General features: G+C 43.4%; 18 protein-coding genes. 8 read left to right on the top strand and 10 right to left on the bottom strand.

Annotation, left to right across the window (positions count from 1 at the left end):
- Window positions 1-193: 193 nt before the first annotated feature.
- The 3 genes from QT979_RS22225 to QT979_RS22215 form a co-directional block, all read right to left on the bottom strand.
- A complete protein-coding gene (locus QT979_RS22225; protein ID WP_333311704.1) occupies window positions 194-1,084 on the bottom strand; it encodes a phosphate/phosphite/phosphonate ABC transporter substrate-binding protein in 891 nt (296 codons plus the stop codon).
- Between the two features lie 991 nt (window positions 1,085-2,075).
- Window positions 2,076-3,851: an ATP-binding protein gene (locus QT979_RS22220; RefSeq protein ID WP_333311703.1), complete on the bottom strand. Its 1,776-nt coding sequence runs from the start codon at window positions 3,849-3,851 to the stop codon at window positions 2,076-2,078.
- A 236-nt stretch (window positions 3,852-4,087) separates the two neighbouring features.
- Complete coding sequence (locus QT979_RS22215) at window positions 4,088-4,270, bottom strand: hypothetical protein (RefSeq protein ID WP_333215583.1); 183 nt, start codon at window positions 4,268-4,270, stop codon at window positions 4,088-4,090.
- Window positions 4,271-4,412: 142 nt separating this feature from the next.
- Here QT979_RS22215 and QT979_RS22210 point away from each other — a divergent pair, with 142 nt between their 5' ends.
- The 7 genes from QT979_RS22210 to ureC all read left to right on the top strand — a co-directional run bounded on the left by QT979_RS22210 (window position 4,413) and on the right by ureC (window position 11,772).
- Window positions 4,413-5,336 (top strand): radical SAM protein, encoded by a 924-nt coding sequence (locus QT979_RS22210; RefSeq protein WP_333215581.1) that lies wholly within the window; start codon window positions 4,413-4,415, stop codon window positions 5,334-5,336.
- On the top strand, window positions 5,329-6,642 hold the full coding sequence (locus QT979_RS22205; RefSeq protein ID WP_333311702.1) for a photosystem II assembly protein: 1,314 nt from the start codon (window positions 5,329-5,331) through the stop codon (window positions 6,640-6,642). The genes QT979_RS22210 and QT979_RS22205 overlap by 8 nt, the downstream gene beginning before the upstream one ends.
- Window positions 6,643-6,704: 62 nt before the next feature.
- On the top strand, window positions 6,705-7,580 hold the full coding sequence (locus tag QT979_RS22200; protein WP_333311701.1) for an urease accessory protein UreD: 876 nt from the start codon (window positions 6,705-6,707) through the stop codon (window positions 7,578-7,580).
- Window positions 7,581-7,742: 162 nt separating this feature from the next.
- Window positions 7,743-8,045 carry an urease subunit gamma gene (gene ureA, locus QT979_RS22195; RefSeq protein ID WP_006635319.1) on the top strand — a complete coding sequence of 101 codons (303 nt, stop codon included), beginning with the start codon at window positions 7,743-7,745 and terminating at the stop codon, window positions 8,043-8,045.
- Window positions 8,046-8,078: 33 nt separating this feature from the next.
- A complete protein-coding gene (locus QT979_RS22190; protein ID WP_333311700.1) occupies window positions 8,079-8,396 on the top strand; it encodes an urease subunit beta in 318 nt (105 codons plus the stop codon).
- Between the two features lie 332 nt (window positions 8,397-8,728).
- The gene (locus QT979_RS22185; RefSeq protein ID WP_333311699.1) at window positions 8,729-9,880 is read left to right on the top strand and encodes a glycosyltransferase family 61 protein; all 1,152 of its coding nucleotides are present in this window, start codon (window positions 8,729-8,731) and stop codon (window positions 9,878-9,880) included.
- A gap of 155 nt (window positions 9,881-10,035) precedes the next feature.
- The gene (ureC, locus tag QT979_RS22180; RefSeq protein ID WP_333311698.1) at window positions 10,036-11,772 is read left to right on the top strand and encodes an urease subunit alpha; all 1,737 of its coding nucleotides are present in this window, start codon (window positions 10,036-10,038) and stop codon (window positions 11,770-11,772) included.
- 227 nt (window positions 11,773-11,999) lie between these two features.
- Here the strand turns inward: ureC and QT979_RS22175 are convergent, their stop codons facing one another.
- From QT979_RS22175 to QT979_RS22160, 4 genes are all read right to left on the bottom strand, one after another.
- Window positions 12,000-12,635 carry a hypothetical protein gene (locus tag QT979_RS22175; RefSeq protein WP_333311697.1) on the bottom strand — a complete coding sequence of 212 codons (636 nt, stop codon included), beginning with the start codon at window positions 12,633-12,635 and terminating at the stop codon, window positions 12,000-12,002.
- Window positions 12,636-12,888: 253 nt separating this feature from the next.
- Window positions 12,889-14,577, bottom strand: a complete 1,689-nt coding sequence (locus QT979_RS22170; protein WP_333230287.1) for a calcium-binding protein — start codon at window positions 14,575-14,577, stop codon at window positions 12,889-12,891.
- A 131-nt stretch (window positions 14,578-14,708) separates the two neighbouring features.
- Window positions 14,709-16,379, bottom strand: a complete 1,671-nt coding sequence (locus tag QT979_RS22165; RefSeq protein ID WP_333230285.1) for a S8 family peptidase — start codon at window positions 16,377-16,379, stop codon at window positions 14,709-14,711.
- A 171-nt stretch (window positions 16,380-16,550) separates the two neighbouring features.
- A complete protein-coding gene (locus QT979_RS22160; protein WP_333230283.1) occupies window positions 16,551-17,447 on the bottom strand; it encodes an aspartoacylase in 897 nt (298 codons plus the stop codon).
- Between the two features lie 244 nt (window positions 17,448-17,691).
- On the opposite strand from QT979_RS22160, the gene QT979_RS22155 reads away from it, so the two are divergent.
- On the top strand, window positions 17,692-18,597 hold the full coding sequence (locus QT979_RS22155) for a LysR substrate-binding domain-containing protein (RefSeq protein ID WP_333083738.1): 906 nt from the start codon (window positions 17,692-17,694) through the stop codon (window positions 18,595-18,597).
- Window positions 18,598-18,904: 307 nt separating this feature from the next.
- Here the strand turns inward: QT979_RS22155 and QT979_RS22150 are convergent, their stop codons facing one another.
- From QT979_RS22150 to QT979_RS22140, 3 genes are all read right to left on the bottom strand, one after another.
- Window positions 18,905-19,075: a hypothetical protein gene (locus tag QT979_RS22150; protein ID WP_333215090.1), complete on the bottom strand. Its 171-nt coding sequence runs from the start codon at window positions 19,073-19,075 to the stop codon at window positions 18,905-18,907.
- 223 nt (window positions 19,076-19,298) lie between these two features.
- Window positions 19,299-19,631: a CRISPR-associated ring nuclease Crn3/Csx3 gene (crn3, locus tag QT979_RS22145; protein ID WP_333083735.1), complete on the bottom strand. Its 333-nt coding sequence runs from the start codon at window positions 19,629-19,631 to the stop codon at window positions 19,299-19,301.
- A 52-nt stretch (window positions 19,632-19,683) separates the two neighbouring features.
- Entirely contained in the window at window positions 19,684-20,610 is a 927-nt protein-coding gene (locus QT979_RS22140) for a DUF192 domain-containing protein (RefSeq protein WP_333311696.1), read from the bottom strand.
- Window positions 20,611-20,619 lie beyond the last annotated feature (9 nt).

The raw sequence follows: 20,619 nt of genomic DNA, 5'->3' as shown, positions 1-20,619 counted from the left end.
TGATTTTAAATCACCCTAACCTTCCTTCAGTCTTGTCTTATGGTACTCTGGCTGCTTAAAAACTGTCCGGAGTATTGTTAGTAAATGCACATAAATAAAGTCTCTTATTCATAGTAGGCAATCTTCCCTAGAGTTTATGGAGGATTAAGGGCTAAAGCCCTACTACAAAGTAGGCATTAGATAAAATTTAACCTTAAAAGACATTCCCCTGACCAATAGCCTTATAAACTTCACGAATCATGTTATAATCACTGTCGTTAGCGGGCATCAGTTTAGCTCCTTGATACTTATCATTATCTTTCCCAACTAAAATTGCTTCAATTAGCTGATTTTGATTTTCTACCAGGCGATCGCGAATTTTTTCAACAAGAGTATTAGGCAGGTTACTACTAGCAACAAACAAATCACTAGGTAAGGGTTGCCCTGTGGCAATAATCCGAAAATTATTGGTTGATAAACCGTCTGTTTTGAGTAAATCTTTGTATCTATTCACACCAATTGCTAAGGCATCAACTTGGTCTTGTTTGAGAGCCTGCAAGCCCTTTCTTTCCAACATTGAGATTTTGAAGTCGGATTGGGGATTTAAGCCAGCATCCAGGAGAATTTTAATCGGGCCTAGATGACCACCAGTTGCACCTATTTTCCACATAGCTATTGTTTTACCTTTCAATTGTGCTGCTGACTTAATCTCACTATTGGCACGAACAACAATAATTGAGTGATAGTCCGGGCGGGTGATGGCAATGATGGGAACAGCATTTGTCCGGGCCCGCATAATCACATATTCAGATGGCCCTGTTAGAGCTAATTTTAGGCGATCCGACTGGAGAGCTACGGCTGCTGCTATATAGTTATCTACGGGGAACAATTCAATTTTTTTCTCCAAAACTTCCCCAAGAACAGTCCGAAAGGTTTGATAATTTTGCTGCAAATCTTCTGCACCCTGAACATCAGTTACAGCAAATTCAAGGGTTTCAGGTTCACTTACGACCAAACTGGAAGAACTGCGATTAGATTGATTTACTGTTGTAGAACAGCTTGCTACAGACAATAGCGATAACCCAACAAAATGCCGCCGCTTCATGATTTTTAAGAGTTTGAGTGGCAGTTGAAAATTGCATAACTATTATAAGCTATTTGGAAGAAACTGTCATTAAAATAGATTATCCGTTGGTTAAGCTTCAGTCAACTGTTGTGACCAAATTATTAAGAAATTTTTTATCTATAGGTTTTATGGTTGGGAGGATAAGGCAGCGGATCTTGTAAACCTAACTCCTTAAACGCTGGCAGACTTAACTCACAGGAATCGCAAACGCCACCAGCAACTTCATTGCCGTAACAAAACCAAGTTTTTTTCGCAAGGCACTCCCCCATTATTGCCTAATTGATTTAATTATTTATGTCTTCTTTAGCTCAATCAGAAGTATTAAGATAGAGAGTGCATCACGTTCTTTCCCCTATTGTGTCCCTATCCGAAATACTTCTTGAATGGCTTAAATATAATGGGGGTGACAGTCCCGATAGCCGGAATAATCTCAAGTGTTGATAATAATGTAAACGCGCTCGGCGTTGAGAGTTTCGGCCCCGGCGATGCCAAAAGTTAGAAACATTGTATTGCGATCGAGAACGTAGGTGATGGGGAGGCTTTAGGACATTCGATCGAGGGTACAATCCCGTATCACCAGGACGCCTCAAGAGGACTTTGATTGTCTAATTTTTACAAGTTTCGTTTTTTAAGAAGCGACACAAAATTTGTCAAAAGTTTAAATAGCGACAACAAACCTGTTAAAGTCACTGCTGTACTTTGGTGGTCAAAAAAGCTGTTAGAATCTTTATAGAGCGAGCGCTTCAGTTAATGTTATGGAGACGAGATTAATTTTTAAAAGCGACGAATAATATGTTATTCGGCACTAATCGCCATCTCATGTCCGGTAAAAAAACCATGATGTCTGTAGGCGCTGGTTCACCAATATCTGTAATATAAGAATATAAGTTATATATCCCGTAAACCGGCCTAATCGAGACTTCACAACCTTGACTCCCGACACACAAAAACGAAGTCGCCCCGCGTGATATTACGCAGCAACTGGCAAAGTAATCACAAATTCCGTACCCTGTCCTATTTGAGAATTTACCTCAATTTTGCCTTGATGCTTGGCAAGGATTTGATAGGAAATAGCCAATCCTAATCCAGTACCTTTACCGATCGACTTTGTAGTAAAAAATGGGTCAAATATCTGTTGGGTACTTGCGGACGCAATTCCCGGCCCGTTATCCCGAATCTTGACTATGACAGTATTGTCTGCCGTGATTTCCGTGCTAATCCAAATGGTTGGCGAATAGCATTTGTCTGCCTTTTTCACTTCCTCCAGCGCATCTATTGCATTGCTAATAATATTCATAAATACTTGATTCAGTTGCGCGGGATAGCACTCAACCGCAGGCAACTTGCCGTATTGTTTAATAACTTGAATACCTTGTTTGAGTCGGTGATTGAGAATGACGAGGGTGCTATCTATTCCTTCGTGAATGTCGGCTGATTTCATTTTTCCGTCGTCGCATCGCGAAAAATTACGCATGGATACGACAATTTCGCGAATGCGATCGGCTCCCATTTTCATCGAAGATAGGGTTTTTGGTAAATCTTCTCTGAGAAATTCGAGTTCAATGTCTTCAATGCGCTCTACAATGGCATCTGGTGGGTTAGGATAATATTCTTGATAGAGAGTTACCAAACCTGCCAAATCTTCGATGTATTGGTTGGCATAGTCAATGTTTCCGCCGATGAAGTTGACGGGATTGTTGATTTCGTGGGCTATCCCTGCCACCATTTGACCGAGAGATGACATTTTTTCGGTTTGAATTAATTGGGATTGAGTTTCTTTGAGTTCTTTTGTATACTCGCTAACTCGCTGAATTAATTGATTGAAAGAGGCAGCTAAAACTCCGATTTCGTCGTCGGTTGTGACTGGTACTTGCAGGTTAAAATTCGATTCGCGAGCGACTTGCTGAGCGACATTAGTGACGGTTTCGAGGGGTTGGGCGATCGCGCGGCTGGTTTTGTCCGCTAGGGCGGCGGCGATGAGTGCTGAAATTAGCATACTTCCGAGAATAATTCGGTTTCGCAATTTTTCAGATTCTTCTAATGCTTGAGTTCCTTCCTGTTTATGAATTTCTACGGTAGAAATTAGGTCAGTTAAACTTTGAGCAAGGTTATCTAGTACGATCGCCTCTTGACCGCTGCTAGTCCTCAACATTTGTAGCTGTGCGGACTCGATGCTGTTGGGCTGCAAATTCCAAACTTCCGCTTCTTTTAACTGCAATTTAATTAGCTGACCGTAGTAATCAATGACGAGGGCAGATTTCTTCAAGATAGCCTGCAATGTGGCCTCTTCTGTTGCTAGTCGATCGGGATGTTCTCGTGCGAAAGATTCAATTTCTGCAATCAGAATTTTTGCTTGATTGATTTGCCCGAAAAAGCGATCGTGTTCGTATTGCAGCCATACGGCATTTCCCAAAACGACTGGCAATCTCGCCGCGTGCGATCGGGCTTCAAATACGGTATTTTGCAAATTTTGCAGCAGTTGCTGCTGCTGTTGCGCCACATTTACCTGAACTAAAGCTTGCTTGCGAAAGTAGTCTCCGAATCTCATTCCCGCACCAGTTCCCAAAATCGCTATGCCGATAGCTAAAGCATAGCCATAGCTAATCTTTTGACCGATCCGCAAATGCTTGCATTCTGCCTTTAGCCCAGTTATATTAATAGTTGAAGTTTGTAACAAATCTTTTTGAGCATAGTGCTTTTGCTCTACTTTGCTATTCTTGGACTGACTGTGGGTAAATAATAACATTGGAAGTTCCTCCCAAACTAATCAGGAGTAATTGAGCGAAGAAAAGCAGAATGCACTTATGCTGAAGGTCGAAAGCAGTTTTGAGTGTTGAACTTTGAATTTTGAATTATTTCACTCAAAACTCAACGCTTCCCCTAGTATCTCTCTTTTTAGACTAGAGTGTTTGTGATCTCAATCAACAATCTATGTGATTATACGCAAATTTAGAAAACTTAGGGCTACAGCGATTAGTATTTTTAGTCGGTTGGGAAACAAGGCCCAACTACCGCTTCTCCCCGTTTTTCTTTTTTGGCCAGTTCTAGGTTTAATTCCAGCACTTTTGCTAAAATATCGTCGCTGTCAGTAAATCCGTAAGCTTGCATTACATTCGCGATCGAGCTTAGCGTGGAGTTTAAAGAGCTGACTTGTTGGTTCTTCAAAAAAATTATTGTAAAGTTGACTAATTACCCACTTTTTTGCTAACATTTGTTGAGTGGGGTACAGTGAAGTAGCAAGATAGAAGCGCCCTTGCCTTTCTCATTTATAAACATTTTCCATTTTAATACTGTAGCAGGTTCAATCATGGTAAAGTCTCAGTATGAAGAATATTCCATCGGCAAGAAACACACTGTCGCACTCAAAGAAAACTTCGGAAGTTCTAAAGTGTATGCACAAAATGCACAGTCAGTGCTTAACAAAGCTACTGGATTTATCAGTGCTTACGATTTCACGCTAAATCCTTATCGCGGCTGTCAGTACGGATGCAGCTATTGTTATGCTGCTGCTTTTAGCCCTAATTCGCAGATGCGTCAGGATTGGGGAAATTGGGTTATCATCAAAGAAAATGCCACCGATATTTTAAAGAAAGAGTTGCATAGTTGGTACAAGAAAAACCCGGATCGACCACCTAGCATTTACATGAGTAGTGTCACCGATCCGTATCAGCCCATTGAAACTAAAAAACTATTAACTAGGTACTTGTTACAAGTAATGCTTTCCTATCAACCGACGCTAGTTATCCAAACTCGCAGTCCTATGATAACTAGAGATATCGATATTTTACAGAAATTTCAGCGGTTGCGAATTAACATGAGCATTCCCACTGGTAGCGAAAAAGTAAGGAAAGATTTTGAACCAAAGTCGCCGAGTATTCCTGCGAGACTCAAAGCTATGGCAAAACTGAAATACAGCTTTCCTTACCAAGAAAATTGCGAAGTCAGATTTTCTATAACTGTGACGCCACTACTCCCTACCTTACCGGAAGATGAAGCGGATTTTATTAGCAAGCTGGCAGTTGTAGATAGAGTGGTGATTCAGGATTTTCATGCCAGCAACGGGCGATCGCTAATTGCGTCAACTCGCGAGGAAGCATTAGCTCTTAAACACAAGTACGCTTGGTGGTACAATAGCGAACAACAGAGTTATCGCAAGTTTAAAAATAAATTAATTGCGATGCTCCCCGATGTTGAAATTATGGAAGGCAAAGAGGGATTTGGCTATGAATAACTCGCTAGCTAACTGGTGGCGTTCCCATCAGTTTAACGAAGCCGTTAAGAGTCAAAATAATCGACTTGCCAAACAACTGTTAAAACAAATAGAAAATTCCGGGGCAAAACTCTCATGGCAGCAGAAGCTATTTAAAGAGCGCCTACAGCTTGAGAAGTTATTACAGAAAAAAAATGACCGCATCAAAGAAGCCGAGCGGCATTTAGAAGAATTAGAAATGCAACTAAGCTTCGGGCAACTTGACGATTCGCTGGCGCGGATTGATCAATTAACATTGTTTCCCGACACAAAGTTCATTGAACATATTTCAAAATCTTTCAAATTGATAGACTGCGATGAGAGTATGATTCAATGCACTGGCATTGACGACAAAACATTTAATAATTTTGAACAACATTTGGCTGGATTTATTAAGAATGAGCTTAATAAGTTGAGCAGGGAAAAAAACAATATTGATTATTTACTTGAACAAGCTATTGACGATATACAGAAACTGAAAGAAGGACAAGATCCTAAATACAATTTTGAGCTAAGTCCTCACGTCTATTTAATTAGGTATTTCCTAGATAACGTCTACTGTACATATCTAGCTTGGTTCCTGATTTACAAGGCTGGATTATTACCGACTAAAGTTAATATCCTCGATATTGCTGCTGGGCCGGGTACTGTTGCTTACGGACTCGGTTTGTTGCTGCAAAGCAGTAGCGACTTTTTTTCAATGCCACCAATGCACATATCATACTACTCTCTGGAACAGCAAAAAGCTTTTCAATATCGCGGACTCCAGTTTTGGCGGCAGTACATGGAACCCCAGGCGATGAATGCTTACTTTCGTTTTGACACTTCTAGTATATTTGATGGGAAAAATCAATCTCAAAGACTGCCTCAAAAATTCTTTGATTTTATAGTGATTTCTCACTGTTTTTTTAACGATGAGGAGAGAAGAGAAAAATCCCTTCTAATTTACAAGGATATATTTACAAACAGCCTGAATGATTCGGGTTACGCTTTGCTAATTATTCAAGATAAGAAGTTGCTGATCCCATACAATGTTCGTCGAGTTGATGATTGCCAACATGAGCTAAGTGTAGTAAGACAATTTGTTGATGAACTGGGCTTAAACTTAGTTTGGTATAAATATTTAAATTCAATCGGTAGCAGGACATCCCATCCTAATTTTGGCAAGTTTGCTAGAGAAAATCTACCTGTACAGAAATTCATCAGTCCACTTTTCCGCCAGCACCTTAAATTACCTTACGAGCCGCATTATGGGCTTGATGACTATGTAATATTAGCAAAAAAATAATAAGTATACATCTCGAAAGAAATGAAAAAAGTTTCCAATTCAACATTTAATCGTAAAAATCTGTGATTCAAAAATCGACTGAAACACCTACCAAGAACATTCAAACTGGATGGCACGGCAGCCTGAATTTAGCCTACGCTAACCGATCCGGTGCAACTCAAATCATTCACAATCAAATGCAAGCACCCCTAAAGGTGCAGCGCCCGTTTTATCCTGAAGGGAAAGAGATTTGTCACAGCGTCATCTTGCACACGGCTGGGGGAGTTGTCGGGGGCGATCGACTTTCCAGCCATTTTCACCTCCAACCCAAGGCGAAAGCCTTGATTACCAGCGCCGCTGCTAGTAAAATCTATCGCAGCAGCGGACTAGAATCACAACAAAATATTGACATTCAGCTAGATACTGGTGCTAATTTAGAATGGCTGCCACAAGAAACTATAGTTTTTGACGGCGCAATATATCGGCAAAATTTGCGGGTAGAATTAGCACCAACAGCGAGGATTTTACTGTGGGAAATTACCAGATTTGGACGCAGTGCTAGGGGCGAAAAGTTCTTGTCTGGAGAATGGATCTCGCACACCGAAATTTGGCAACAAAACAGCCCTTTATGGATTGACAGACAATTGCTCAAAGGAGGAGAAAAAATGCTCGAAAGTCCTCACGGCCTCGCAGGAAAACCAGTAGTCGCCACCCTCGCTTGGGTAGGCGAACCCGTTACAGCCGAACTCGTGGAAAAAGTGCGAGATTTGCCATCTGAGGCAACAATTTCTCCTGGTAATTCCACCGTCGGCGTGACTCGTATTCCTAACGGTTTGCTGTGCCGATATCGCGGTACATCCACAGCCGCAGCGAGAGACTGGTTTGTCAGCATTTGGCACTTGCTGCGCTTATCTTTTTCAGAACGCCCTTGCTGTTTACCCAGAGTTTGGATAAAATAGGATGATCTTTGAGTTTCAATGTAGAGTTGCCCTGCTAACAAGATTATTCCTGTCTCTCTTTTCTGACTCTGCGCCCTCTGCGCCCTTTGCGGTTTAATCATTCAGAAACAACCGTAAACGATATCATCACCAAATAATGCGATCGCACTTACAAGAATAAAAATGCAACTCACCCCCCAAGAAAAAGACAAACTGCTGATTTTCACCGCCGCCCTGGTAGCAGAACGCCGCAAACAAAGAGGTTTAAAATTAAACTATCCAGAAGCACTCGCCTACATTTCCGCCGCCATTTTAGAAGGAGCGAGAGATGGCCTCACAGTCGCCGATTTAATGAGTTATGGAACAACTCTCCTGACGCGGGAAGATGTGATGGAAGGGATAGCAGAAATGGTGCATGAAGTCCAGGTTGAGGCGACTTTCCCCGACGGAACAAAGTTGGTAACAGTGCACGATCCTATTCGTTAAAAAATCAACCACAGAGACTCAGAGGAGGAAAAGATGATTCCAGGAGAAATGATTGTTTCAGCAGGCGAAATAGAACTAAATGCCGATCGCCCAACGGTGCGGTTGCTTATAGGAAATAAAGGGGATCGGCCAATTCAAATTGGTTCACACTATCACTTTTATGAGGCAAACGAAGCCTTAGAATTCAATCGAGAACAAGCAAAAGGAATGCGGTTGGATATCCCCGCAGGTACAGCAGTCAGGTTTGAACCAGGAGATGAAAGGGAAGTTCAATTAGTGCCGTTTGTTGGTAGTCGTCAAGTCTACGGCTTTAATGGAAAAGTGAACGGTCATCTGGATGCTGAAGTATGAAGCCAGATGACCGTTCACGATTGTTGATTTGGGAATTTGAAAGTTTTTAAATTCAAAGTTCTGCCAGTTTCCAAAAAGAATGCAACTGTAGGAAATATCCACACCATGATAGTAATAAGTCATCCGCAATCCCCAATCTAACATGGTATTACTTGCAGTCCTATGCCTGGAGAGAGACAAAGCCATCTCACAACTTTTTCTCTGCCTTCTGTATAAGTCCTTTCTGTCTTTCTTTTGTTAGTTCAATCTCCGACTTTTGAGCGAGTTACAATCGGCTGTTTGGGATCTACTGTGGTTATTATAACTGCAAAGATAGACAGCAAAAGTGCGTGATGAACCCAAAATTACTTGACCAGATCAAACAGGCATTGAAGCAGAGCTTGCTAGCAACCTCAAGGCGTGTCTGGAGAACCCCGTTAGACCGACGCACCAGCATCAAATTGTTAGATGACAGCATCGTTTATAAAAAGCAGCACCAACCCATCAATATACCTGCATTAACCTCGGTAAAAAAAGTGCCTTCTCGGTTTTTTGCCACGGAAAAAACAGTGTCTTTTGACCCAGATTATGTTTGGAAAATTTCCCTGAATCAAAAAATAAATTCTCTAACTATTTGTACGTCTGGCAACACGCTGCTGAATAACAAGTTGCTTTTAGACTTAGATTTTCGGATTAGCGGTGCGGGCATTCTGGAATGGCCTTACAAACCTAACCAAATTACCTATCCGCTGGTAGTTGCTCCTTGGTCGCATTTGTGGTGCAGTTATTATGATTATGTGATTTTTGTGCTGGCTAAACTTTGTCGAATTGAGGAGGCTTTAGGTAAGGAAATTTGGCAAGAAGCCAAAATTTGTTATCCTTTACGACATACAGATTTTGAGTTGGGCTTTATGACCAAACTCGGTATTCCTGAAAGTTCACTAATCGACACTCAGGCTAGAGATACGGGATATCATGCAGAAAGTGTGGTGGTGGGAAACAATCAAGACTGGTATTTTCCCAGTCCTTACGATATAGAGCTTTTGCGGAAAAAATTCTGTCTTAAGGAAAAGGTAAAGCCTTATAGAAAACTTTATCTGTCGAGAAGCGGCCGGCGCAAGGTTAAAAATGAATTACAAGTGCGAGAGGTTTTGAAAGAATTTGATTTTGAAATTTTGGAAGATATCTCGCGCAGTGTTGATGAACAAATTCGTCTGTTTGCAGAAGCGGCGGTGGTTGTCGGCCCTCACGGGGCAGGTTTTACAAATTTGCTGTGGTGTCAGCCGGGAACGAAAGTATTGGAATTCTTTTATGGAGGGTACACTCCGCCATATTTCTATTACATTTGCCAGCTATTGGGATTAGAATACTCTCGTATGGTTGATGACAACAATGTAGCGGAAGATTGGAGTTTCATTGGCATGGATATGACGGTGGATGTGGAGATTTTGAAAAGGCAAATCCCTAAAATGCTGGAGGAAAGTTGCCCCTTGATAGCCTGTTAGATTTTCGATTGGCAAGAATTGATGCCTATCGGGATTTTAAAGCTTGTCTAATGTTATATTTTTTTTTACGGTTTCAGATTGAGGAACTTGTTACATACTATAATTCAAGTGGGTCTCAACTGCTAACTAAAAATTTATTAATATTAGGAGCGAGCATGAGTTACAGAATGGATCGTCGCGCCTACGCGGAAACCTTCGGGCCGACTGTGGGCGATCGCGTCCGGTTAGCCGATACAGAATTATTCATAGAAGTTGAAAAAGACTTCACAACCTACGGGGATGAAGTTAAATTTGGCGGCGGCAAAGTCATTCGCGACGGCATGGGACAATCGCCGATTTCTAATGCAGACGGCGCTGTTGACACGGTGATTACTAATGCTTTAATATTAGACTGGTGGGGAATTATTAAAGCAGATATCGGCATTAAAGACGGCAAAATTTACAAAATTGGTAAAGCGGGAAATCCTTATATTCAAGATAGGGTAGATATTATTATCGGGCCTGGTACTGAAGTAATTGCCGGTGAAGGAATGATTCTCACCGCTGGGGGAATTGACACTCACATTCATTTTATTTGTCCGCAGCAAATTGAAGTGGCGATCGCCTCTGGAATCACTACAATGATTGGCGGTGGCACAGGCCCTGCAACGGGTACAAACGCCACAACTTGCACTCCGGGGCCTTGGCATATGTACCGAATGCTGCAAGCAGCCGACGCTTTCCCGGTAAACCTAGGATTTTTAGGTAAAGGAAATAGCAGTCAACCCCAAGGATTAATTGAACAAATCTTGGCCGGTGCAATGGGTTTGAAACTCCACGAAGATTGGGGAACTACACCAGCAACGATCGACACTTGTTTGAGTGTAGCTGACGAGTACGATGTGCAAGTTGCAATTCACACGGATACTCTCAATGAAGCGGGATTTGTGGAAGCTACAATTGCTGCTTTCAAAAATCGAGCTATTCATACTTACCATACTGAAGGTGCTGGCGGCGGACACGCACCTGATATTATCAAAGTTTGCGGCCAAGCTAATGTTTTGCCTTCGTCAACTAACCCGACTCGCCCTTACACTGTCAATACTTTAGAAGAACATTTAGATATGTTGATGGTTTGCCACCATTTGGATCGAGGTATTCCTGAAGATGTCGCTTTTGCTGAATCGAGAATTAGAAGGGAAACTATTGCTGCTGAGGATATTTTGCACGATTTAGGTGCGTTTAGTATGATTTCTTCTGACTCGCAGGCGATGGGAAGAGTGGGAGAGGTGATTATTCGGACTTGGCAAACGGCTCATAAAATGAAAGTGCAGCGGGGACATTTACCCCCCCTAACCCCCCCTTACCAAGGGGGGGAACCAGAGGGAGAAAATGATAATTTTCGGGTGAAGCGGTACATTGCCAAATATACAATTAATCCGGCGATTACTCACGGAATTAGTCAGTATGTGGGTTCGGTGGAAGAGGGGAAATTGGCGGATTTGTGTTTGTGGCGGCCGGCTTTTTTTGGGGTGAAACCGGAACTGGTAATTAAAGGAGGGGCGATCGCCTATGGGCAGATGGGAGATGCTAACGCCAGCATTCCCACGCCGCAACCGGTGCATATGCGGCCGATGTTTGGCAGTTTTGGCGGGGCGATTGGGGCGACTTGTCTGACGTTTGTTTCCCAAGCTGCGCGCGATCGAGATATTGCCGCACAGCTCGGTTTGCAAAAGCCCACTGTAGCAGTTTCCGGGACGCGACAAATTAGTAAAAGAGATATGAAACTCAACGATTATTTGCCACAAATGGAAGTCGATCCAGAAACTTATGAAGTTAGGGCGGATGGGGAATTGTTAACTTGCGAACCGGCAACTGTTTTGCCAATGGCGCAGCGATACTTTTTGTTTTAACTGATATCTTGCACCATTTTCAGCAACAGGCAAGATGCCTGTTCCACAATAAAATTTATATTTTGTGGAACAGGCATCTTGACTGTTCATAAAAGGCTAACTAACAATTGTGCAATATCTCAGTTTTAACCGATTATACAATCATGTAGTGGCGGGTTTTACAAACAATATTTGTCAATAATAGATAATCTCAAAAACTCGCCCCCACCCAACAGCAAATCTTCATCTTAGTTCCATTCTGTATTTGAGTTCGTGTTAGAAAAATTGAACGATCGCACTATCAAACCCTGACACACAAACCAAAAATAAAGTGCAATATTAATCCCGCTCAACAGCTTCGGTATTCCCTCCAGCAAGCTCGACACAATCTCGTTTTTTAAGGGCAGCGCTTCTGCAAAAAAGGCAACAAATAACAAACCTACGCCACTCAGCAGTAAAGCATAGGGAGTCGAGGGAATATGCCTCCGAAAAGTTAATCCGTATGCAATTGCGAGCACGGCGTAAAATATGACAATTGTCACTTTCGGAAAACCCGCACGTCCCAGATGAACATGGGTGCGAAAAACTTCATTGAACAGAAAGCAACCTGCAAACAGTGCCGAATATAAAAGAAATCGATTTTCTGGGCGATCTGGTTGAATAATTCTCAGCAATCCAAAGGTAAAAGCGCACACCATTACCGATAAATAAAATAACATTTGAAACGCCAAGAAAAAGAAACCTGCACCCGGATACGTGGCAGAGCAAGGCGGCAAAAATAACCCTTTTACCGAAGAACCGAATAAATTCAGACAAGCCGTCACTATCCCAACTAGCACTAAAGTTAGACTATTGAACAACAATACAGTTCTGTAATTTACCATAATTAATAACTAAAAACTAACAACAGTATATTGCGCGTCAAACCATTTTTTGCTAGGGCTTGTGCATGGGGGTTCAGAAACCGGGTTTTTTACGAAAATACTGGGTTGTGACCCGCAGATTCGCAAAATAACCCGGTTTCTCTGTCGGAGTGCGTAATTCCCGATCGTGTTCTTTGAGTAAAGGTGAGATATTCGGTGAAAGGACAAAGCATTGCTGTGTTTCTACAGCAGGCAATTGAGAATCTACAGATATTTAAACAGAGACGAAATCTTCAGGACCGATGAGATTGGGAGCAACACCTGTCAAAGCAGCTAAAATTTCACCGCTGCTAGCTAATCCAATTAATGTGCCGTTAGTTCCAGCGGAAATTGATAGTTGTCCGAAAGTCAAGCCGTTGATTAATTGAATGGTATCTTGAGCGTTGCCGAAATCAGAGATTGTATCAACTCCCAACCCCGCACCTAAAACAAATACATCGTTGCCCGCGCCGCCGACTAGAATATCGTTTCCCAAACCGCCGTTGAGGGTGTCAAAACCTTTGCCACCAAACAGGTTGTCGCTGCCGCCGCCCCCGACAAGGATATCGTTGCCTTGTCTGCCGATAAGTGCGTCATCGCCGTCAAAACCGTTGATATTATCGCTGCTGGGAGTGCCTATCAGGTTGTCGTTGCCGTTTGTGCCGTTGATGTTGTTACTAGAAGTATTGATGACGCCTGGAGTGTTGGTTAAGTCAACAATAAAGAGGTCTGAGCCATTGTTGGTATCTCCCGGCACGAGGTTGGAGGCCTTAGATGAAAACGCCACTTTCTGCCCGTTGGCGGAGATGGAGGGGCTGTAGGATTCGCCGTTCCCCTGATTGCCCGCCCCTGAAACAGAGACGCGAGTGGTGGTATTGGTTGACAAGTCGCGCACGAAGATGTCAGTGCTATTGTTAGTGTCCCCCCGCACGAGGTTGGAGGCATCAGATTCAAACACCACAAACCGTCCGTCGGCGGAGATCGAACTATAGAGGGAGGAGTCGTTCCCCGGATTGCCTGCTGAGTCAACAGAGACGCAGGTAGTGGTATTGGTTAACAAGTCGCGCACGAAGATGTCGCCGCGATTGTTAGTTTCTCCCGGTACTAGGTTGGTGGCACTAGATACAAACGCCACAAACCGCCCGTCGGCGGAGATGGAGGGAATGCGGGAGGAGTCGTTTCCCTGAATGCCTGCTGAATCTACAGAGACGCGGGTAGTGGTATTCGTTAACAAGTCGCGCACGAAGGTGTCGTTACTATTGTTAGTGTCTCCCGGCACGAGGTTGGAGGCATTCGACGCAAACGCCACAAACCGCCCGTCGGAGATGGAGGGGAACTCGGAAATGCCGTTCCCCTGATTGCCTGCTGAATCTACAGAGACGCGGGTGGTAGTGTTTGTTAACAAGTCACGCACGAAGATATCACGGGTATCGTTAGTGTCTCCCGCCACAAGGTTGGTGGAATCCGATGCAAACGTCACAAACCGCCCGTCGGCGGAGATGGAGGTCAACAAGGAATAGGAAATGCCGTTCCCCTGATTGCCTGCTGAGTCAACAGAGACGCGGGTAGTGATATTCGTTAACAAGTCGCGGACGAAGATGTCGGCTCTACCGTTAGTGTCCCCCGGCACGAGGTTGGAAGCATTCGATGCAAACGCCACAAACCGCCCGTTACCGGAAATGGAGGGGAGGACGGACAAGGCGTTCCCCTGATTGCCTGCTGAGTTAACTGAGACGCGGGTGATGATATTCGTTAACAAGTCGCGCACGAAGATGTCCTTGCTATTGTTAGTGTCCCCCGGCACGAGGTTGGTGGCGTTAGATAAAAACGTCACAAACCGCCCATCGGCAGAGATGGAGGGGATCTCGGAGTCGCCGATCGCCTGATTGCCTGCTGAGTCAACTGAGACGCGATTAATAGTCATACGTCCTCACATTAAAATTGCAAATTTGGTAAATAGACGAGTGTTCGATCGCCCGAAGCTTCTGACAAAACAGATTCGCGCGCTTGTAAGGCGATCGACTAATGTTTCTGAATAGTTGCTGCCTATTTTTTCTAGGCTATTATCTCATTTTGGTTGGCTGTTGCAGTCAAAATTTGCTCAACCTGAGCCGGAGTTAGATTCGGATTGGCATTCAAAACTAAAGCCGCTACACCCGCTACGTGAGGGGCTGCCATCGATGTGCCGCTGTAGGTTTCGTAGGTGTTGTAGGGAGTTGTAGAATAGATGTCTACTCCCGGTGCAACTACGTAATCCAAAGGTCGGCCACCTGCACGGTTAAAGAATTGATCCATCCTGCCATTTATATCAATTCCTCCCACAGCAATTCCGAAGCGATCGGCATATCTAGCTGGATAGTCTGGTTCAGAAAAACCATCATTTCCTGCTGACATGACGACAACAACTCCTTTGTTAGTGGCGTACTGAATTGCCTCATCAACCTCCATGCTAGGCGACCAGCCACCAATACTAACGTTAATTACATTAGCTCCATTATCAGCAGCATAACGAATTCCAGCAGCAAAATTATTAAAGTTCCCAGAGCCAAATGCCGGCAAAACTCTCACAGGCATAATCTTTGCATTGTAGGCAACTCCAGTTATGCCAAAATCATTTCGTTCGGCCGCAATCGCGCCTGCTACGTGAGTCCCATGACCGTCCCAATCCATTGGGTTGTTGTCGTTCCACACAAAATCCCAACCCCGAATATCATCAATATATCCGTTGCGGTCGTCGTCAATTCCGTTATTGGGAATTTCACCCGCATTCTGCCAAATATTGGCATCTAAATCGGGATGGGTGTAGTCAACACCGCTATCGACGACAGCTACAACAATCCCATTTCCGGTAATTCCCCCCTGCCAAACTTCCGGCGCATTTACCATGTCTCTTGCCCAATCATTCCCGCCCAAATTAGGAACTTCGGGGAATTTAACGGGACTGTTAAAAGTGCCGGCTACTGCTGCATTTGCATCTACTAAACCGTATCCGTAATTGCTGCTAAAACCAGTAGCAGGCGTTGCAGCTAGATTCAGGTTGTAATTCTTATAGTCAAAGTAACTATAAACTGCGACATAGTAATCTCCAGGAGTCAGGTTGAAGAAATTTATCTCGCCGGATGCACCGGGCGAGGCATAATCGCTGCCAAGAAGTTCATCATAATCAGCCTCGCCGTTGCGATTCTTATCTTGAATCAACTCGATTCCTGCTCCATTCAAAACATCGATACGCAAGCTTACATCGCTATTGTTGTTAATAGTAAAGCGATAATAATCCTCGTTATCGTCAACTCCGACAAAATCATTGAAGATGAGGGGATTGTTATCAGCAACACCCATGTTGCGTGCAGTGGCTAAGGAGTTGTCTGGGTCTGATAAATTCAACTGATTAGCCGTTCTCGTTCCTGTGAGGGGATCTGTGCCGACAGCGATCGCATCTGAGTTCGATTTTTGTTGAGCAAGAGATGTAATGCTAGCGACTTGATTGTTGGCTGAGTAACTGAGGCTCTCGCTGCTTTGGGTTACTACAAAATCTGCTATTTGTCCTTGTTCGCCGATCGCGCTCGCTGTCAAATTATCAATGTCAAGGCCGTTGCTAGGGATGCTACCGTTAAATTGACTGGATGCAGTGAAAAAATTAAGCTGACCGCTGTTACCAAAGGTTGTTAATGCTGCTGTGAGCTGCTGTTCGCGATCGATTGCAAATATACCGAGCGTACTTTCCATAAATTCACTCCTGATAATTTGAGATTCACTGGTGTTTAGGGGAGACAATGCGTGATTTTAAATTAATTAACATTCTTCCATCGGCGAGATGATAAGTCAATTCATAAATTCATTGCTTGAGTTCATAAAAGTCATAACCCTAATTTCATAAAAGTCATATTTTTCGGCAAGTTATGCCGTTTCAAGCTGAAGCTGTTGTTTTTGCGTCAAAACCATCGCTATGTGTTTTTCGTAATAGGCTGCTTCGTTAATGAATACAGGGAAAACAGTAGATTCTCCTTTATAGTGGAGCGATTCTCCCGTAAATGTGAGAAACATCGGTTCACCGGGATGTAAGGGTTCATAGTCTTTGAACTGAAGTTGGGGATGGATCGCGGCTTGCAGTTCACCTAGTGAATTTCTGGGATAGTCTACTGAGCCGATCGCCTGATATACAGTTAAATATGATGGTATAGGAAGCGGCTTTCCCCGATTTTGTGCGTCGAGATAATCCAGAATGGCGTGGACTAGCATTTCGGTTTGCTGAAGCTGACGGGCGTTAATGACTCCCTGGGCGATGGGCCCAACTTCTATGGTGCCACCGAAAGCAGAGAGCGATCGAAGCATTGGGGCATCCTCACCAGAATGCTCTCCGAAACAAACTCGCAGTGAGGGTTCGATCTCACTCAAATAAGCTAATAATTGCAAATTGAATGGATGTTTGCTAGATGGTAAAATTGTCAGCCCCATGTTGGCCGTTGTGCTGTGAAGGTCAACGATCACATCAGCCCCATGTTCGTCTTTCGGACATAGTTGGGCGGAGATTTCCTTAGCACGTCTGTTCTCGTAACCCATCAAATCTGGGTTAGACAAATCTTCCTCGGCAAAGCAACGGTTCAAATCGCGATCGACATAACGCCGATTGGACTTTACCGCTTGAGGATTAGCTAATAGAGTAACCACCTCAAAGCTCGATCGTTTCAGTAAGTCTGGGAATTGTTGAAACTTCTTAATCAGATAAACCCCAGTCAACTCGTTTCCGTGGGTTCCTCCCACAACTGCAACTCGTCGAATTACTTGCGAAATCATGAATAATCCTCATTAAGCAATACTTAAATAGGTATTTTGTGCCGAAATTTATAACTATTACTTTCAAAATAAAGAAGTTATAGCTATATGTCAAATACTTTTTTATATATAACAATATACTTAAAAAATATAGTATTTAATCCCCGTTACAAAAGAGAATATAACTGTAGGCTCGTGCTCCAAACCATGATAGTAATCATTCATTCCCAATCATTCAATTCTCAAATCTAAAATCGTATAACCTATGGAACTTCGCCATCTTCGTTACTTCATTGCAGTGGCAGACGAACTGAGCTTTAGTCGCGCGGCAAAGCGATTGCACATTGCCCAACCGCCCCTAAGTCAACAAATTAAAGATTTAGAGGCTGAACTGGGTGTGAAGCTATTCGATCGCAAAAGTCACCCGATTCAGCTAACCCCAGCAGGACAGGCGTTTTTAGAAGAAGCTCGCGCAACTTTGGTACAGTTAGAACAAGCGGTACATAAAACCCAGCGCATTCATCAGGGTGAATTGGGTTATTTGACGGTGGGTTTTCCCAGTTCGATCGCGAATGGTGTCTTTCCAGAGATGCTGCGAACTTTTCGACAGCGATATCCAGAGGTAAAACTGATTTTGCAGGAAGAACATAGTGCTTCCCTAATTCAGAGGTTGCGCGATCGCCAGACTGATATCATTTTTCTCTATCTCTACCACGATATTTCTGAAGCCAATGATTTAGAAACGATGTCTCTCACGCAAGAACCACTTGTCGTCGTTTTACCCAAAAACCATCCGCTTACAGCCCAATCCAAAATTTCGCTTTCCGACCTAAAGGATCAAGAATTTGTAATGCCCCTTCATCAGATTGTGGCTGGCTTATCTGAGGAAATTTACCATGTATGTTCGCAAGCAGGGTTTGTTCCTAAAGTTGCTCAAACAGCCGTCTTTATGGTCACAATTTTGGGATTAGTCGCAGGGGAAACAGGTATCAGCATTCTGCCATCTCACGTACAGAATCTTCAACGCGAAGGAGTGGTCTATCGTCAGATTCAGGAACAAACGACAACCACTCAATTAACTGCTGTTTGGCGGCATAATCATTCGTCCACCATTTTGCAGCAATTCCTCAATATTATTAAAACCCTCTCAATTTATAGCAATCCTAAATGATTGGTGAGAAACAGGCCTAGGTAAAAAGCTTTGAAAAGTCAAGCAAGTAAGGTGCGTCGCCATCAACACTCTGCAAGTTTTATCCAAAATCTCGCAGATCCGCACCCTACAGATTAACACCACACAATATAGCTGCTACTGTAGTTCATGAACCAGGAATATGCTGTATTAACTGTTACTTGCCGCAATTGGCGAAAGTAGAAAATCGGTTAAATTTTGTAACTTTCCACGCTTGTCATATCTGCGCGCCAGCAAAAAGACAGTACCTAGTTATGCTTTTATCGCTGTCAACATAACTTTGCCAACTTCATGCAGCAACTGTTGGATACTCCCCTGGTATAGGGATTACTTGCGAGCTCATGTTCCATCCTACTTGCTTGCTAAAATTTTGAATTTGACCTTCACAAGTTCGACAAGTATAAGCGCCGACTTTCTGCCAAATTTCTAACTGCGAAGTCAATCCATATTTGCCATCCATTGCTGGATTGCATCCACATCCCATCCGCGCTGAGGTTCGGACAAAACAGATTCGCGCGGGTGTATGGCGATCGATTAATATTTCTGAATAGTTGCTGCCTATTTTTTCTAGGCTATTATCCCATTTGGTTTGGCTATTGTCGTCAAGATATACTCAACTTGAGCCGGAGTAAGAGTCGGGTTGGCATTCAAAACCAAAGCCGCTACACTCGCTACGTAGAGTCTTAATCGCTCGGTAAACTCAATTTTAATACCTGTCCAACTGATACCTCGTGCTTGTGCGTCGCTACTACCACGGCACCTTCTAATCGCGGATCGTAACATCCCACCCAAGCCGCAGGATGACATTCATGTACTAAATACCCGTACAGCCAAATTGCTCCTCTACCTTCAATGACAATTCCTTGGCTTAATTGAACGTCTTGAGGAAGTTTCAAACCTTGTAAATCATCGGGTGTGATGATACCGTCTTGAGTTGTAATTCGCAAGCGCAAATGTTGGTAAGCTAAACCGTCTTGAGTTTGATGGGGGATTATTTTTAATTCAATAGGATTCATAGGATTCATTGGATGCAAAAATGTTGAATGCTGCGATAAAATCATATACCTTTTAGGGCAAATTGGGAATCCGATCGCCAACTTTGAGTCCCAATTGGGCTGCCCTTCCGCCTCTGAGTTCAATAACTCCATCAACGGGAACATCCGGGCCGTAGTTGGGGCAGGTTTCGCTCAAACACGGCGGTACGTTAGGAATTATTGCCTGCACTACGCCTTCCCGCAGAAAAACCATATCGAGCTCAATAAACACGTTTTTCATCCAAAAACGCACGTTTCGCGCGGGTTCGATGGGGAAAAGCATTCCTCTGTCGTCTGGCAATTCTGTGCGAAACATTAAACCTGTGGCTTGTTCTTGGGGAGTTTGCGCCACTTCTAGTCCGATCGCGCGATCGGCTATAATCGTGTTAACCGAAATTGGCAAAAGCTGACCCCTATCTAGTCCGCCAAACAGCGAAATAAAGTTTGATTCAGTCAGATTAGAATTTCCCAAAATAACTCCTAAATAATTACCAGATTTTTTGTCTTTCATAATAGTTTGGTTGTCGGAAACAGAAAGCTCTAAATCGCTAAACTTCATGCCTTCTGTCAAGACAATTTTATCATTGCCGTTGCCAAAATCTGTAATTATATCCGCTTCAGTAATAGTAGATGCGGCGGTTTTTTCAATCACAAATAAATCATCACCCGCGCCTCCTGTTAAGAGATCCCCGCCTTCGCCGCCTATTAGCAAATCGTTACCCCGATCGCCAAAAATCCAATCGGAGTCTTGTCCTCCATATATTGTATCGCTTCCCTGACCGCCAGACAGCGTATCAGCGCCTTCATTTCCTGCTAGCAAATCATTTTCCCGATCGCCAAAAATTCGGTCATTTCCCCCCAAACCTTGAACAGTATCATTACCCGCAAATCCTCTAATCGTATCGTTGCTGAGAGTTCCCAGGAGAAAATCGAAGCCGAAACTACCGTCGATGTTAACCATTGTGCGTTT

The sequence above is a fragment of the Microcoleus sp. w2-18bC1 genome (genome assembly GCF_036700365.1).
Taxonomy (GTDB): Bacteria; Cyanobacteriota; Cyanobacteriia; order Cyanobacteriales; family Microcoleaceae; genus Microcoleus.
This window is presented reverse-complemented; position numbering and strand designations above follow the sequence as displayed.

Coding starts and splice junctions, on each gene's coding strand:
- QT979_RS22185 (WP_333311699.1), top strand. CDS start 8,729: ATGAACCCAAAATTACTTGACCAGATCAAACAGGCATTGAAGCAGAGC.
- QT979_RS22165 (WP_333230285.1), bottom strand. CDS start 16,379: ATGGAAAGTACGCTCGGTATATTTGCAATCGATCGCGAACAGCAGCTC.
- QT979_RS22210 (WP_333215581.1), top strand. CDS start 4,413: ATGGTAAAGTCTCAGTATGAAGAATATTCCATCGGCAAGAAACACACT.
- ureA (WP_006635319.1), top strand. CDS start 7,743: ATGCAACTCACCCCCCAAGAAAAAGACAAACTGCTGATTTTCACCGCC.
- QT979_RS22175 (WP_333311697.1), bottom strand. CDS start 12,635: ATGGTAAATTACAGAACTGTATTGTTGTTCAATAGTCTAACTTTAGTG.
- ureC (WP_333311698.1), top strand. CDS start 10,036: ATGAGTTACAGAATGGATCGTCGCGCCTACGCGGAAACCTTCGGGCCG.
- QT979_RS22150 (WP_333215090.1), bottom strand. CDS start 19,075: ATGGATGGCAAATATGGATTGACTTCGCAGTTAGAAATTTGGCAGAAA.
- QT979_RS22220 (WP_333311703.1), bottom strand. CDS start 3,851: ATGTTATTATTTACCCACAGTCAGTCCAAGAATAGCAAAGTAGAGCAA.
- QT979_RS22140 (WP_333311696.1), bottom strand. CDS start 20,610: ATGGTTAACATCGACGGTAGTTTCGGCTTCGATTTTCTCCTGGGAACT.
- QT979_RS22190 (WP_333311700.1), top strand. CDS start 8,079: ATGATTCCAGGAGAAATGATTGTTTCAGCAGGCGAAATAGAACTAAAT.
- QT979_RS22205 (WP_333311702.1), top strand. CDS start 5,329: ATGAATAACTCGCTAGCTAACTGGTGGCGTTCCCATCAGTTTAACGAA.
- QT979_RS22170 (WP_333230287.1), bottom strand. CDS start 14,577: ATGACTATTAATCGCGTCTCAGTTGACTCAGCAGGCAATCAGGCGATC.
- QT979_RS22155 (WP_333083738.1), top strand. CDS start 17,692: ATGGAACTTCGCCATCTTCGTTACTTCATTGCAGTGGCAGACGAACTG.
- crn3 (WP_333083735.1), bottom strand. CDS start 19,631: ATGAATCCTATTGAATTAAAAATAATCCCCCATCAAACTCAAGACGGT.
- QT979_RS22225 (WP_333311704.1), bottom strand. CDS start 1,084: ATGAAGCGGCGGCATTTTGTTGGGTTATCGCTATTGTCTGTAGCAAGC.
- QT979_RS22160 (WP_333230283.1), bottom strand. CDS start 17,447: ATGATTTCGCAAGTAATTCGACGAGTTGCAGTTGTGGGAGGAACCCAC.